10 protein-coding genes and 1 pseudogene are annotated in these 14,675 nt (G+C 73.1%); 7 read left to right on the top strand and 4 right to left on the bottom strand.

Annotated features, from left to right (window positions below; all coding sequences use genetic code 11):
• Positions 1-225 precede the first annotated feature (225 nt).
• From ADK41_RS07375 to ADK41_RS07395, 5 genes are all read left to right on the top strand, one after another.
• On the top strand, positions 226-1,248 hold the full coding sequence (locus tag ADK41_RS07375) for a LacI family DNA-binding transcriptional regulator (protein ID WP_030827039.1): 1,023 nt from the start codon (positions 226-228) through the stop codon (positions 1,246-1,248).
• A 269-nt stretch (positions 1,249-1,517) separates the two neighbouring features.
• A complete protein-coding gene (locus ADK41_RS07380) occupies positions 1,518-2,645 on the top strand; it encodes a GH12 family glycosyl hydrolase domain-containing protein (protein ID WP_030827042.1) in 1,128 nt (375 codons plus the stop codon).
• Positions 2,646-2,835: 190 nt separating this feature from the next.
• A complete protein-coding gene (locus ADK41_RS07385; RefSeq protein WP_030827048.1) occupies positions 2,836-3,915 on the top strand; it encodes a lytic polysaccharide monooxygenase in 1,080 nt (359 codons plus the stop codon).
• A 72-nt stretch (positions 3,916-3,987) separates the two neighbouring features.
• Positions 3,988-4,605: a TOPRIM nucleotidyl transferase/hydrolase domain-containing protein gene (locus ADK41_RS07390; RefSeq protein ID WP_030827050.1), complete on the top strand. Its 618-nt coding sequence runs from the start codon at positions 3,988-3,990 to the stop codon at positions 4,603-4,605.
• 910 nt (positions 4,606-5,515) lie between these two features.
• A complete protein-coding gene (locus tag ADK41_RS07395) occupies positions 5,516-7,054 on the top strand; it encodes an MFS transporter (protein ID WP_078661957.1) in 1,539 nt (512 codons plus the stop codon).
• 21 nt (positions 7,055-7,075) lie between these two features.
• On the opposite strand, the gene ADK41_RS07400 is transcribed toward ADK41_RS07395, so the two are convergent.
• Both ADK41_RS07400 and ADK41_RS07405 read right to left on the bottom strand, forming a co-directional pair.
• Positions 7,076-7,939, bottom strand: coding sequence for an endonuclease/exonuclease/phosphatase family protein (locus ADK41_RS07400; protein ID WP_030827059.1), 864 nt, complete (start codon positions 7,937-7,939; stop codon positions 7,076-7,078).
• Positions 7,940-8,418: 479 nt separating this feature from the next.
• The gene (locus tag ADK41_RS07405) at positions 8,419-9,927 is read right to left on the bottom strand and encodes a PTS transporter subunit EIIC (RefSeq protein ID WP_030827061.1); all 1,509 of its coding nucleotides are present in this window, start codon (positions 9,925-9,927) and stop codon (positions 8,419-8,421) included.
• 378 nt (positions 9,928-10,305) lie between these two features.
• Between ADK41_RS07405 and ADK41_RS07410 the strand changes: the two genes are divergently transcribed.
• Together ADK41_RS07410 and ADK41_RS07415 are read left to right on the top strand one after the other, a co-directional pair.
• Entirely contained in the window at positions 10,306-11,508 is a 1,203-nt protein-coding gene (locus ADK41_RS07410) for a globin domain-containing protein (RefSeq protein ID WP_030827063.1), read from the top strand.
• 67 nt (positions 11,509-11,575) lie between these two features.
• A pseudogene (locus ADK41_RS07415) lies at positions 11,576-12,415 on the top strand (serine hydrolase domain-containing protein); the annotation flags it as partial.
• Positions 12,416-12,480: 65 nt separating this feature from the next.
• Here ADK41_RS07415 and ADK41_RS07420 read toward each other — a convergent pair.
• On the bottom strand, positions 12,481-12,954 hold the full coding sequence (locus ADK41_RS07420) for a hemerythrin domain-containing protein (RefSeq protein WP_030827067.1): 474 nt from the start codon (positions 12,952-12,954) through the stop codon (positions 12,481-12,483).
• Between the two features lie 26 nt (positions 12,955-12,980).
• Entirely contained in the window at positions 12,981-14,225 is a 1,245-nt protein-coding gene (locus ADK41_RS07425; RefSeq protein ID WP_030827070.1) for a nitrate/nitrite transporter, read from the bottom strand.
• Positions 14,226-14,675: the final 450 nt, after the last annotated feature.

The raw sequence follows: 14,675 nt of genomic DNA on the forward strand, positions 1-14,675 counted from the left end.
CGGCCCCGTACACGTGCACCGGCTGTCGCGCGGACGTGCCGCCGGCGCCCGGCGCCTTGCCGCCGGGGCCGTCGGGAGCCGCCCGGTGCGGCGCCGAGGAGGGTGCGTCGGCGGGGGTGCGAGGCATCCCGCTCGACGTCCTCGATCCGGCCGGAGGTTCGCGGGACCGGCCGTTCCGGACGCCCGGTGGCCGTAAGATCTAGTGATCTCGTGGGGGGTGGGGTCATGGGCAAGCGGCGTCCCGGCACACCGACGCTGGAGGAGGTGGCCGCGCTCGCCGGTGTGGGGCGGGGCACCGTCTCCCGCGTCGTCAACGACGCGGCGGGCGTGAAGGATTCCACGCGCCGTGCCGTGCAGCGCGCCATCGCCGAACTGGGGTACGTGCCCAATCTGGCGGCCCGTTCACTGGCGGGCAGGCGTGCCGACGCCGTCGCGCTGGTCATGACGGAGCCGGACTGGCGGCAGTTCGGTGAGCCGTTCTTCTCGGAGATCGTCCGGTCCGTCGGCGACGCGCTGACCGACACCAAGGTGCAGCTGCTGCTCACCCTGGTCCGCACGGACGCCGAACGGCAGCGCCTGGTGGAGTACGCGCGCGGCGGCCGGGTCGACGGCGTGATGCTGATGTCCGTGCACGCCGAGGACGCGCTGCCCGACATGCTGGCCGAAGTGGGGCTGCCCACCGTCCTGCTGGGGCGGCGCTCGGGCGAGGAGAGCGTGACCTACGTCGACGCGGACAACGCCGGCGGCGCCCGCGGCGCGGTGGCGCACCTCCTGGGCCTCGGACGCCGCTCGATCGCGACCATCACCGGGCCGCTCGACATGTACGTGGCCCAGTGCCGGCTGCGCGGTTACCGCGAGGCGCTGGAGCGGGCGGGCGCCGAGAACAGGCCGGCCTGGACGGTCGAGGGGGACTTCTCCGCGGACAGCGGGCGCCGGGCGATGGCCGGGCTCATCGAGCGCGCCCCGGAGATCGACGGGGTGTTCGCCGCGTCGGACACCATGGCCGCGGGCGCCCTCGACGCCCTGCGCGCGGCGGGACGCCGGGTGCCGGAGGACGTCGCGGTGATCGGCTTCGACGACTTCCCGCTCGCCCAGCACACCGATCCGAAGCTGACGACGGTGCGCCAGCCGCTGGAGGAGATCGGCCGGACGATGGTGCGTCTGCTCCTGGAGGAGATGGAGGAGCCGGAGGTGGCCTGGCGGCACGTCATCCTCCGTACGGAGCTGGTGCTGCGCGGCTCCGCCTGATCCGCCTTTCCCCACTCTCCTCGACCGCCTCACGGATCACCGCGTCATCGAATGTTTCGGGAGCGCTCCCGAGGCGGAGAGCCCTTCTGGATCACCTCGCTGACCTGGGGCTTCGAAATGAATTCGACAGTTTCCCGCGCACAGTCTTGTCAGGGACATGGGTAGCTCCTACAGTCCCGTTCCGAAACACCACTGGGAGCGCTCCCATCAATGGGGAGAGGGGAGCGCTCCCGCCGGTCGCCCCCCCATCCTCTCGGAGAGGTCCCCGCATGCGACGGTTACCGCACCACACCCGGGCCCTGCGCGGCCTGTTCGCGACGCTCCTCACCGCTCTCGCCGTGGTCGCGGCGCTGGTGACCGGGACGGCGCCGGCCCAGGCCGACACCACGATCTGCGAACAGTACGGATCGACCACCGTCCAGGGGCGCTACGTCGTCCAGAACAACCGCTGGGGCACCAGCGCCACCCAGTGCGTCACCGCCACGGACACCGGTTTCCGCCTCACCCGGGCCGACGGCTCGGTGCCGACCAACGGGGCCCCGAAGTCGTACCCGTCTCTCTTCAACGGCTGCCACTACACCAACTGCTCGCCGGGAACCGCCCTCCCCGCGCGGATCAGCGGCATCTCCAGTGCTCCCAGCAGCATCTCGTACGGCTATGTCAACGACGCCGTGTACAACGCCTCGTACGACATCTGGCTGGACCCGACGCCCCGGACCGACGGCGTGAACCGGACCGAGATCATGATCTGGCTGAACAAGGTGGGCCCGATTCAGCCGATCGGCTCCCAGGTCGGCACGGCCACCGTGGCCGGGCGCACCTGGCAGGTGTGGTCGGGCGGCAACGGCACCAACGACGTGCTGTCGTTCGTCGCGCCGTCGGCGATCAGCAGCTTCGGCTTCGACGTCATGGACTTCGTCCGGGAGACCGTCGCGCGCGGCATGGCGCGGAACGACTGGTACCTGACGAGCGTCCAGGCGGGCTTCGAGCCCTGGCAGAACGGCGCCGGGCTCGCGGTGAACTCCTTCTCCTCCACCGTCAACACCGGCGGCGGCGAACCGGGGGGACCCGGCGGCCCGGCCGCGTGCACCGTGTCCTACGCCACGAACGCCTGGCCGGGCGGCTTCACCGCGGACGTCACCGTGAGGAACACCGGTTCGTCCGCCGTCGACGGCTGGCGGCTCGCCTTCACCCTGCCCTCCGGCCAGCGCGTCACCAACTCCTGGAACGCGTCCGTCAGCCCTTCCTCGGGCGCGGTCACGGCGAGCGGTCTCGACGGCAACGCGCGGATCGCGCCCGGCGGGAGCCAGAACTTCGGCTTCCAGGGAACCTACAGCGGCGCCTTCGCCCGGCCGAACGGCTTCAGCCTGAACGGGACCGCCTGCACGACCACGTGAGGCGACCGGCGGGCCGCGCACCCGCCGCGTCCCCGGCCCGGGGCCCGCTCTTCCTCCCTGCGCCGACAGGGCGGGCCCCTGCCCCGCCCCTCGAACCCCCCGCCCCTCCGGTTGACGCCCCTCCCCGGACGGGCGGGGTTTCCACCTTCCGCCCCTGTCCGACCCATCCACTACCGGCACAGGAGATCCCATGCCCTTACGACGGAGACTCGTCTCCCTGGCAGCAGTACTGGCCACCCTCCTCGGAGGGCTCGGCCTGAGTTTCCTCTGGCAGAACGACGCGCAGGCGCACGGCGTGGCGATGATGCCCGGATCGCGCACCTACCTCTGTCAGCTGGACGCCGTCACCGGCACCGGCGGACTGGACCCGACCAACCCGGCGTGCCGGGACGCGCTGAACCGGAGCGGCTCGTCGGCGCTGTACAACTGGTTCGCCGTCCTCGACTCCAAGGCCGCCGGGCGGGGAGCCGGCTATGTCCCGGACGGCACGCTCTGCAGCGCCGGCGACCGCTCCCCGTACGACTTCTCCGCCTACAACGCGGCCCGCTCGGACTGGCCCCGGACGCATCTGACGTCCGGAGCCACGGTCAAGGTGAAGTACAGCAACTGGGCCGCGCATCCGGGTGACTTCCGGGTCTACCTCACCAAGCCCGGCTGGTCGCCCACCTCACAGCTGGGCTGGAACGACCTCGAACTCATCCAGACCGTCACCAACCCGCCCCAGCAGGGCTCGCCGGGCACCAACGGCGGCCACTACAACTGGGACCTGAAGCTGCCCTCCGGACGTTCCGGCAACGCGCTGATCTTCATGCAGTGGGTGCGTTCGGACAGCCAGGAGAACTTCTTCTCCTGCTCCGACGTGGTCTTCGACGGCGGCAACGGCGAGGTGACCGGCATCCGCGGCTCGGGCGGCACGCCGACCCCGGATCCGACGGACCCGACGGACCCGCCGCCGCACACCGGTTCCTGCATGGCCGTCTACAACGTGGTGAACTCCTGGAACGGTGGCTTCCAGGGCTCCGTCGAGGTGATGAACCACGGGACGTCGCCGCTCAACGGCTGGGCCGTGCAGTGGAAGCCCGGTTCCGGGACCACGATCGGCAGTGCGTGGAACGGCTCCCTGACCAAGGGTTCCGACGGCACGGTGACCGTGAGGAACGTCGATCACAACCGTGTGGTCAACCCCGACGGGAGTGTGACGTTCGGCTTCACCGCCACGTCGTCGGGCAACGACTTCCCGGTGGGCACGATCGGCTGCGTGACGCCGTAGCCGTCCCGGACCGGGCGGTGGCGGGGGGAAATTCCCTACCGGTACCGCCCGGAAAGGGCCGAGACTCCTCTCATGACTGACATGGAAATGTTCCGGGACGCGGTCACCGCGTGGGCCGCCGGCGGTCCCGGCGGGCCCGCGCGCGAGTCGGCGGCGCGGCTCGGCGTCCGGACGGCGGTCCTGCTCGAGGGGCTGAGCGACGCCGCGGCGGTCGAGGCGCTGGCCGCGCGCCGCGGCCGGAACCCGGCGGCCGAGGGGATCTGCGTCCTGCCGATGGGGGGCGCGATGAACATCGGGCGCTTCGCCCGCCTTCTCGGGCCGTCCGGTCTGGACCTGCGCCTCACGGGGCTGTGCGACGAGGGCGAACGCGGTCACTACGCCCGCGGGTTGGAGCGGGCCGGTGTCGCACGGCAGGAGTTCTTCGTCTGCGCCGCGGACCTGGAGGACGAGCTCATCCGCGCGCTGGGGGTGACGCGGGTGGAGGAACTGGTCCGGGCGGAGGGCGACCTGCGCCCCCTGCGGACCTTCCTGAGCCAGCCCGCCCAGCGGGAACGCACCCCGCGGCAGCGGCTGCGGCGCTTCCTCGGCACGAAGAAGGGCCGCAAGATCCACTACGGTCGCGTTCTCGTCGAGGCCCTCCACCCCGGGCGCGTGCCCGCACCGCTCGACGACCTGCTCACCGTCCTGTGACCGGTGGGCGACGGGGCAGGGAAGGACCGGTCGCCGAAGAGGACGCGACCGGCCGCGGCCCGGCCGAACGGTGTGCGCGGCAAGGCGGACGCCGCCGTGGCCGCGGCGCCGGCGTCCGGATGTGCGCCAGGCTCCTGCGCAGGGCGAGCCGTCCCCGGAAGTGCGCGCGCAGGGCGGCTCCGTCGTAGTGGGTCGACGGGGCCGGTCGCCCCGGCCGGAGCGCGTCGTCGAAGGCGGAGGCGGCCGGCTCCGGCAGGCGCGGGCACGGGTCCAGGCCCCCGGCGGTGAGGGGCGAGACCGCGCCCGCCGCGTCGCCCACGAGGAGCCCTTCGGCACAGGCGATGCGGCGCGGCACCCCGCCGACGGACATCGGGCCCCGCGCCGCTCCACCGCCCCGGGCCGGTCCACGCCGGCCGGCCCGGGGGTCGAGGCGCCGAACCGTTCCATGGTCCGGCGCAGGCCCCGTGGGGAGGCGGTCGGCGTACCCCGCGGCCCCGACGTGGGCGTGCCGCCCGCCGTCGACCACCCGGGCCAGGTGTCCGGGGGCGCAGGAGGGGACGAGGACGCAAGGGGAGGTCGGGGGTTCGCCGTTCGCGGGCGACGCTCGAACGGGCTCCGTCGGCGCCGACGGCGAAGCGCGCCCGGACCCCGGCCGGCCCGTCGCGGCCCACCGGACGGAAGGCGCCGCCCCGTCGGCCGGGGTAGCGCGTGCCCGGCGCCGGCCGCACGCCGGCGTCGACGTGGCGGACACCGGCGGTCAACTGCGCCTCGTCCACGGCGAGATCATGCCCGTGCCGACATGAGGCGGGCACCGGGGCCGCGCCCGGCGGCGGGGACGTGGTGATCGAGTGGTGGGCGTCGGGGCGTGCGCGTACGGTCGAACGGTGGACTCCCGAAAGGGCGACCCGGCATGACCAGAAGCAGTCCGCGACCGGCCCCCGCACCGCAGAACGCCGCCCGGAACGCCGGCGGCGGTGGAAACGTGATGGCGCTGCTGGTCATCGCGTCGTGTCAGCTGATGGTGGTGCTGGACATCACCATCGTGAACATCGCGCTGCCGCACATCCAGCGCTCCCTCGACTTCTCCACCACCAGCCTGTCGTGGGTGGTCAACGCCTACACCCTCACCTTCGGCGGTCTGCTGCTGCTCGGCGGCCGGACCGGCGACATCCTCGGCAGACGGCGTGTCTTCATCGTCGGCGTGCTGCTCTTCGCACTGGCCTCACTGCTCGGCGGGCTCGCCCAGAACTCCGGCCAACTCCTCGCCGCCCGCGCCCTCCAGGGCGTGGGAGGAGCCATCGCCTCGCCGACGGCCCTCGCCCTGATCAGCACCACCTTCCGCGAAGGGCCGGAACGCAACCGGGCCTTCGGGGTCTTCGCCGCGGTGTCGGCGGGCGGCGGCGCGATCGGTCTGCTCGCCGGGGGCATGCTCGTCGAGTGGCTGAACTGGCGGTGGGTGCTCTTCGTCAACGTCCCGATCGGGCTGCTCATCGCCCTCGCCGCACCACACTGGATCAGGAAGTCCGAACGCCACCCGGGTCACTTCGACGTCACCGGCGCGCTGACCTCCACCGCCGGCATGGTGCTGCTGGTCTACGGGTTCATCAGGGCCGCGCAGGACGGCTGGCGGGACCCGTTCACCCTGGCCTCGTTCGCCGCGGCCGCCCTCGTCCTCTTCGGGTTCGTCCTGGTCGAGAGGAGGTCGAGGCAGCCCATCACCCCGCTGCACATGTTCGCCGACCGGAACCGCGCGGGCACGTACGGCATCATGCTGTGCCTGGCCGCGGCGATGTTCGGCATGTTCTTCTTCCTGACGCTCTTCGTGCAGGACGTACTGGGCTTCAGTCCCCTGCGGGCCGGACTCGCTTTCCTGCCGGTCAGCGCGGTCATCGCGATCGGCGCCGGACTGGCCTCGCGGTTCCTGCCCGTGTACGGGCCCAAACCCTTCATGGTCGGGGGTGGTGTGCTCGCTGCGGCGGGCCTGGGCTGGCTGACGCTGACCGACGTCCACTCCACCTACGCGGGCAGCGTCCTCGGGCCGATGCTGGTCTTCAGCCTCGGCATGGGCATGGAGTTCGTGTCGCTGACGCTGATGGCCCTGTCGAACGTGCCCGTGCGGGAGAGCGGCGCGGCCTCCGGCCTCCTCAACGCCACCCAGCAGGTCGGCGGCTCGCTCGGTCTGTCCATCCTGGTCACGGTGTTCGGCACGGCGAGCGGCAACGAGGCGGAGAAACAGGTTCCGCTCTTCCTGCGGCAGGCGACCCCTGCCGAGCGTCTGCGCTTCCAGCGCACCGGAGAGCTGCCACCGCCCTGGGGCGACGAGGTCCTCGCCTCCGGTGTCTCGGCGGCCTTCGTCATGGCGGCGATCTTCGCCGCGCTCGCCGCGCTGATCGCCGTCGTGGCCATCCAGGTCCGCCCCTCCGACCTGCAACGCCTCCAGGGCGGGTGAACGAGCCCGCCGGCGACCGGTTCAGCGGCCGCGCCGGTGGACCTTCAGGTCCGCGACCACGGGCCGGTGATCGGACGCCTCCGTCGCCACCGTGCGGGCGCCGGTCACCCGGACGTCGGGTGAGACGGTGACCAGGTCGATGCGCTTGACCGGGTCGGCCGCCGGATACGTCCCGCCGCCGCCGGGGGCGGCGTCCCGCAACCGCTCCCACAGCGGCGCGAGTTCGGGGTCCGTCACCTCGGCGTTGAAGTCGCCGGCCAGGATCGTCGGTCCGCGGTCGGCGGCGAGTACGGCGAGCATGTCCGCCACCTGCGCCTCGCGGACCGACGGGTCGGCCCGGTGGTCCAGGTGCGTGGTGTAGACGTGCACGTGCGCGCCCCGCACGTCGACCACCGCCTCGGCGAAGCCGGGCGCCGGGGCCGGCACCGGATCGGGTGTCCGGGTGGAGAGCCGGGTGATCTCGTGGTTCTCGGCGGCGAGTACGGGGTGGCGGCTCAGTACGGCGACGCCGAACCGCCGCCGCTCGCCGCCCGGCTCGGCCGGGTCCAGGTCGTGGATCGGTGCGAAGAACACCCGCATGTCCAGCTTCCCGGCCAGTGCGCGGGCCTCGTCGGCGAAGTCGCTGCGGGCGCCCCAGTGGACGTCGACCTCCTGGAGGCCGATCACGTCGGCCCGCAGGCCGCGCAGGGCCGCCGCGGTGCGGTCGAGGTCGAAGACCCGGTCCTCGCCGGCCCCGGCGTGGATGTTGTACGTCGCCACCCGCAGCGCCACCACGGGGGCGTGCGCTCCGGGAACACCGGCCGCCGTGGCCGGTGCGGCCGTGGCCGGCAGGATGGCGGCGAGTACGGCGGCGGCGCGGACAGGGCGACGAAAACGGGGCTTCATGCCTTCTCCGGATCGGGTGGAGGCGGGACCGGCACAGTGCGTTCCGGCATGACTCTCGTCGGTCACCGCAGCACCGTACAGCCGTCGCCGTGGTCCGCAGTGGACCTCGGCACAAGCCGGACCGACCGACGCGCCCGCTGCGCCGCCGTGTTCTCCCCGGCCGACGCTCCCCGGCGGTTCGCCGTCCCGTTCGGCTGCGTCGGCGCCCGCCCGGACGGCCACGCGCGGGAACCGTGGAGCCGTACCGGCACCCCGCACGACGGCCGTCGCCTGCGCGTCGACCCGCCCGCCCACGGTGCGGCCGTGTACCGGCTCGGGGTCCCGGCCGGGCCCGTCGCACGGCTGGGCGCGAGACGGTGTCGGTGGTGCGGTCGGGGTGGCCGCGGTCGTCGGGGCGGTGCACGGTGGACCTTCCGGCGTTCCGGAGGACGGGTCCCGCCCGCCGTGCCGGCCTGACGGGACGGCGTCTTCGGGCCGGGTCAGATCTTCTCGGCGGCCCGCTCCGCGGGAGCGGGCCGGTCCTCCGCCGAAGGGGCGGGCGCCGTGTCGAACTCCGTGAGCATGGCTTTCGTGAAGCCGAAGCAGTAGGTGGCGAGGAAGCCCGTCACATAACCGACGACCAGGCCGGCGGCGTAGACGGCGACCGTCCGCCCCGGGCCGTGGTTGCCGTCGAGGAGGGGGAACAGCGCCCATCCGGAGGGGCCGATCGCGGTCGAACCGACGTCCGTGCCCAGCTGGTTGAAGAGGCCGACGAACGCGCCGCCGAAGGCTCCGCCCGTGCAGGCGGTGACGAACGGACGCCCCAGGGGGAGGGACACGCCGTAGATGAGGGGCTCTCCGACGCCGAGGAAGCCGGGCCAGAGCGCGGACTTGACGGTCGTCCGGATCGAGGTGTTGTGCCGCAGCCGGCAGTAGACCGCGATCGCCGCACCGACCTGTCCCGCACCCGCCATCGCGAGGATCGGCAGCAGGACGGTGAAGCCGGCGCCCTCGATGAGGGTCGTGTGGATGGGGATCAGGGCCTGGTGCAGGCCCAGCATGACCAGCGGCAGGAAGAGGCCGCCGAGGAGGAACCCGGCGCCCGCGCCGCCGTGGGACAGCAGCCGGTCGGCGCCGTCCCCGATCCGGGTGGAGACCTCCCCGGCGAGGAACATCAGTCCGAACAGGGTCGCCAGTCCGGCCACGAGCACGGTGACGGTGGGCGTCACCAGGACGTCGAGGGCCTCGGGGACCCGGCGCCGGCACCACTTCTCCACGCACACGCCGAGCCACGCGGCGCCCAGGGCCCCGAGCACGCCGCCCTGTCCCGGCGAGAGGTGCCGGCCGAACACCTCGACGTCCGCCACTCCGGCGTAGACGATGATCGACGCGATGGCGCCGCCCAGGACCGGTGTACCGCCGAACTCCTTGGCCGTGTTGTGGCCGACGAAGACGGCGATCAGCGCCATGAACCCGGACGCCACGGCGGCCAGCGCCGGGGTGACCCCCGGCAGCCAGTGCAGGTTGACCAGCAGGCCGTTCAGGCCGGCGATGATGCCGCAGCCGATGAGCGCGGGGATCAGCGGTACGAAGATGTTCGCGATCCGGCGCAGGAACAGCTTGAACGGCGTGGCGTTCCTCGCCTTCCGCTGCGCCCTGAGCGCCGCTCCCTGCGCGGCGAGCGCCTCGGCCGTCACGGGCCCGTCCCCGCGGTCCGGGGCGGGGGACGCCGTCGCGGCCCCGGTCCTCTCCGCCTCGACCAGGGCCTCGAACTCCGGGGTGACGCGCGCCACCGTTCCCGGTCCCAGCACGATCTGGCAGGTGTCGTCCTCGACGACGCCCATGACCGCGGGAAGCGCCTTGAGCTGCTCGTCCCGCACGAGGGAGCGGTCACGCAGACCCAGTCTGAGACGGGTCATGCAGTGGGCCACCGACGCCACGTTCTCCGCGCCGCCGACCAGGGGGAGGATCGCGGCGGCGGTGGCGTGGTGCTTGTTCTCGTCGCTCATGGTGCGGTCGCGCCTCGCTGTGAAGGGGGTGGGCGAGTCCTCGAAATTTTCTTTCCGTGATGCTGCTCGAAACTGAAAGATATTTTCATCACTCCGGAGCGTCAAGCGTCCGCGAGCGACATGCCCCGCGGAAGCCGGGGACACCGGGCTCCCCTCACCCCCGAGGGCCATGCCGACGCGCCCTCGGGAACGAAGAGCGGCGAGACGTCCCGGAGTGCCCGGGCCACCCTCGCCCGGCCCACCCGCTCGCCTCACGGCTCTCCGCGGGAGGGTCGCACAGATCACACACCCCTAAATAGGAATCTGATATGCCAATTAACTAGCATGCTGGTGCGCGCGACCCATGAAGCACACCAGTGCCGATCAAGGAGCCACAGGATGCTCTCCACCCAGTCGATCCCGGTCGTCCGGGCCACACTGCCCGCCGTCGGGGCCTCCCTCGGCAGCATCACCGAGCTGTTCTACCGCCGGATGTTCGAGGAGCGCCCGGATCTGCTGCGCAGCCTGTTCAACCGCGCGAACCAGGCTAACGGCGCCCAGCGCGAAGCCCTCGCCGGCGCCGTCGCGGCCTTCGCCACCACGCTGGTGGAGCGGCCCGGCGAGCGTCCCGACGCCGTTCTCGGGCGCATCGCCCACAAGCACGCCTCGCTCGGCATCACGTCCGACCAGTACACGCTCGTGGGACGGCATCTGATGAGGGCCGTCGGCGAGGTCCTCGGGGACGCCGTGACCCCCGAGGTGGCAGCCGCCTGGGACGAGGTGTACTGGCTCATGGCCAACGCGCTGATCGCCATGGAGGCACGGTTGTACGCCGGCGCGGGGGTCGAGGACGGCGCCGTCTGGCGCGACATGGAGATCGCCGACCGCACCGAGGAGTCGGTCGACGCGGCCTCCTTCGAGCTGCGCCGCCCCGACGGCGACCCCACCGAGCCGTTCACCCCCGGCCAGTACGTCAGCGTCCAGGTCGAACTCCCCGACGGGGCGAAGCAGATACGCCAGTACAGCCTCTCCGCCGCCCCCGGCCGCAAGACCTGGCGGATCACCGTGAAGCGGGAGCGCTCCGCCGACGGCCGGGCGCCCGAGGGAGAGGTGTCGTCCTGGCTCCACGCCCACGCCCGCCCGGGCGACCTCGTGAAGGTCTCCCTGCCCTTCGGCGACCTCGTGCTCCCCGAGGGCGACAGCCCGCTGCTGTTCGCCTCCGCCGGCATCGGCATCACGCCCATGCTGTCGATGCTGGACCACCTGGCCGGCACCTCGGCCGAGCGCCACGTCACCGTCCTGCACGCCGACCGCTCCCCCGCCCACCACGCGCACCGGCTGGAGATGGAGGAACTCGTCGGCCGGCTTCCGAACGCCGCACTGCACGTGTGGTACGAGACGCCTCGGGAGCCGGTGCCGCCCCACGTCCACGAAGGCCTGGCCGACGTGGCCCGGCTGACGCTGCGGGAGGGCGTCAGCGCGTTCCTGTGCGGCCCGCTGCCCTTCATGCAGGCCGTCCGCGGTGACCTGCTCGCCCGGGGGCTCAGCCCGAAGGACGTCCACTACGAGGTGTTCGGCCCCGACCTCTGGCTCAGCAAGTAGGACCGGACGAGGGACGGACCGTCACCCGGGCGGTCCGCCCCTCGTCGTGACGCGCCGCGACGGCCGGGTTCCCGACGACCGCATCACCGTGCGGCACCTGCTCAGCCACCGCAGCGGTCTGTACGACTGCACCAACGACATGTTCCACGACACCGTCCCGGGTTTCGAGGCGGTCCGCACCAAGGTCTTCGGCTACCAGGAGCTCATCGACCTGTCCACCGCGCGTCCCCTGGACAACGCGCCGGGCACCGCCTACAGCTACTCCAACACCAACTTCGTCGTGCTGGGACAGATCGTCGAGCACCTCACCGGCCCCCCGGTCGCCACCCAGTACCAGCGGCGCGTCTTCGCTTCCCTGCGGCCGCGGAACACCTCGTACGTCCATCCGCGGACGACCCTCCCCGGCTCCTGCGCCCGCGGTTGCCTCCGGCAGGACGACACCACGCTGCCGCTGGTCGACTCCACCGAACAGACCGTCTCCTGGGCCCGGTCCGCGGGCGCGGTCATCTCCAACGGCAAGGACCTCAACCGCTTCTTCTCCGCGCTGCTGTCCGGCAGGCTCCTGCCCGCCGAACAGCTGGAGGAGATGACCACCACGGTCCCGGTCACCGCGGACGGAAAGCCGGCCTACGGACTGGGGCTGCGGGCACGCGAACTCTCCTGCGGCACCACCGTCCACGGCCGCACCGGCACCGTCCAGGGCTATTACACCTACGCCTTCACCACCAGTGACGGCGTCCGCAGCATGACCTCCCTGGCGAACACCTCCAACAACGGGACCGTGAACGCCACGCTCGGCGCCACGCTGGACGCCGCCTTCTGCGGCTCCGGCACGGCCACCGCCAGGTCCACCGCCCCGGTCCGCGGTCGCACCGAGGACATCGCCCCCCAGGTCGCCCGCGACTGACCCACCGGGTCGCCGCGCGCCCGTGCCCCGGCCGGACACGTGGCCGGCCGGGGCACGGGCCGGTCTCAGCCCGCCGGCTGCCGCATCCGCGTGCCGACGCGGGCGCGCACCGTCTCGACCGCCTCCCACTGCTCGGTCGACAGGGCCGCCAAGGCGGCCGGGAAGACACCGTCCTGTTCCTTCAGGATGTGTTCGCGCAGCAGGTCGAGCGCCCGGACCAGCCGGTCCGGCCAGGCGGCGTCCCGCGGCGTGCCGGCCGCGGCCTCCTCCAGCACGGTCTCGACGCGGCGGTGTTCCGCCTCGAGCGCGGCCATCCGCTCGGGGAACTCGTCGGTGAGAGCGGGGAACAGCCCGTGCTCCTCGACCTGGGTGTGGGGTTCCAGCACCGCGCCGATCCGCCGGGCCAGTTCGGCCATCCGGTCGGTGTCGCCGGCGCGGTGGGCGTCCCGGGCGTGGCCGATCAGGTCCACCACCGCGTCGTGCTCGCGGGTGAGGTCGTCGATCGCCGTCAGGGACTGGCAGCCGCAGTACTCGCACATGGTGTGGCTCCTCGGGGGTGCGACGGTCAGTTCGGACGGCCGACGGGGACGCGGGCGACCCCGCGGCGGACGCCGGTCGCGGTGTAGGCCAGGGCCGCCACGGACACCAGGGCCAGCAGCACCAGGCCCACGGCGTAGGAGCCGTACGCGCCGTACAGGGCGCCCATGACCAGCGGCGGCAGGAAGCCGCCGAGGCCGCCGGCCGCACCGACGACGCCGGTGACCGAGCCGACCTTGTTCGCCGGGGCCAGCAGGGCCACGAGGGCGAAGACGGCGCCGCTTCCGGCGCCGAGCGCCGCGGCCATGACGAGGAACGCGAGGGTGCCGACGGGCGCCAGCGCGGGGGTGAACGACTGCGCGAGCGCACCGGCGACCACGAGGGCCAGCGCGCCGTCGAGCACCCGTACGGGGCCGACGCGGTCCGACAGCCAGCCGCCGACCGGCCGCATGGCCACGGCCAGCAGCACGAACCCCGCCATCCGGTTGGCCGCGTCCGCCTGGGTGAGGTCGTAACCGGTCTTCAGGTAGGTGGGCAGGTAGACCGAGAAGGCGACGTAGCCGCCGAAGGCCACCGCGTACAGGGTGGACGCCTGCCAGGTGATGCCCAGGGTGAAGGTCGCGGCCAGTCGGCGTGTCAGCGGCTCGGTCGGCACGGTGCGCCCGGGGGCGTCGCGCAGCAGCAGGGCGGCGACCGCCGCGTACACGGCCAGCGCCGCGGCGGTGATCAGGAACGGGTTGGCCGTTCCGTGCGCGTCGACCAGCTTGACCGTGGTGAGGGCGCTGATCGCGGTACCGCCCATGCCGGCGCCGAAGACGCCGATGGCCAGGCCCCTGCGTTCGGGCGGGAACCAGGCGCTGACGAACGGCACGCCGACGGCGAAGGAGGTGCCGCCGATGCCGAGGAAGAGGCCGCCGACCAGCAGCGCGGCGAGCGAGGAGTGCCCGGCCAGGCCCAGGTGGAGCACGGGCACGATGGTGGCCGCCGAGACCAGCGGGAACATCACCCGCCCGCCGAACCGGTCGGTGAGCGCGCCGACCGGGACGCGGCCCAGGGAACCCACCACGACGGGGACCGCCACCAGCAGCGACTGCTGGAACGACGACAGGTGCAAGGAGTCCTTCAGCCTGGGGGCGAGAGGGCTGAGCAGTGCCCAGGCCCAGAAGTTGAGGGCGAACCCGGCCGTGGCCAGGGCCAGCATCAGCCAGGCGCGGCCGGTCACGTCCGCACCGGCTGCCGGTGCTCGTTTCGACTTGCTCGACGGCTGGAGCATGCCGTCCGTCCTCCCTGTTCGCGGTGCGGCCCGGATCAGTCGGCGCCGCGGGCGCCGGAGCTGTGTCCCGGCGTCCCACGACCACTATCCGCAGCGGGAGGCGGTGGGCGAGTGGGCCGTCGGTCCCCGTCGCCGGGGACCGGCGGTCCCGGAACCGGGGTCCGAACGGCGTCCCGCACCGGCCGGCCGGACGCGCCGCGGCCCGCCGGGCCCGGGCCCCCTCGCCTCGGGGCCGTGACCGAAGCGGATCAGCACCTGCGGGCGGCGCCACCGGGCGCCGGGGACCCGCATCGCCTCCCGCGGGTCCGGCCGCTTCGTGGCCCGGTGGAGCAGCGAGGTCCGCACCCCGTGGGCGGTGGCCGCCGGCAGCGTCCGTTCCCGTGCCCGGCCGGCCGCGAACCAGTCCCGCGGCCGGTCGCCGGCGGTCCACGCCAGGGCGACCCGGGCGTG

This window comes from Streptomyces caelestis (assembly GCF_001279005.1).
GTDB classification, from domain to species: domain Bacteria; phylum Actinomycetota; class Actinomycetes; order Streptomycetales; family Streptomycetaceae; genus Streptomyces; species Streptomyces heliomycini.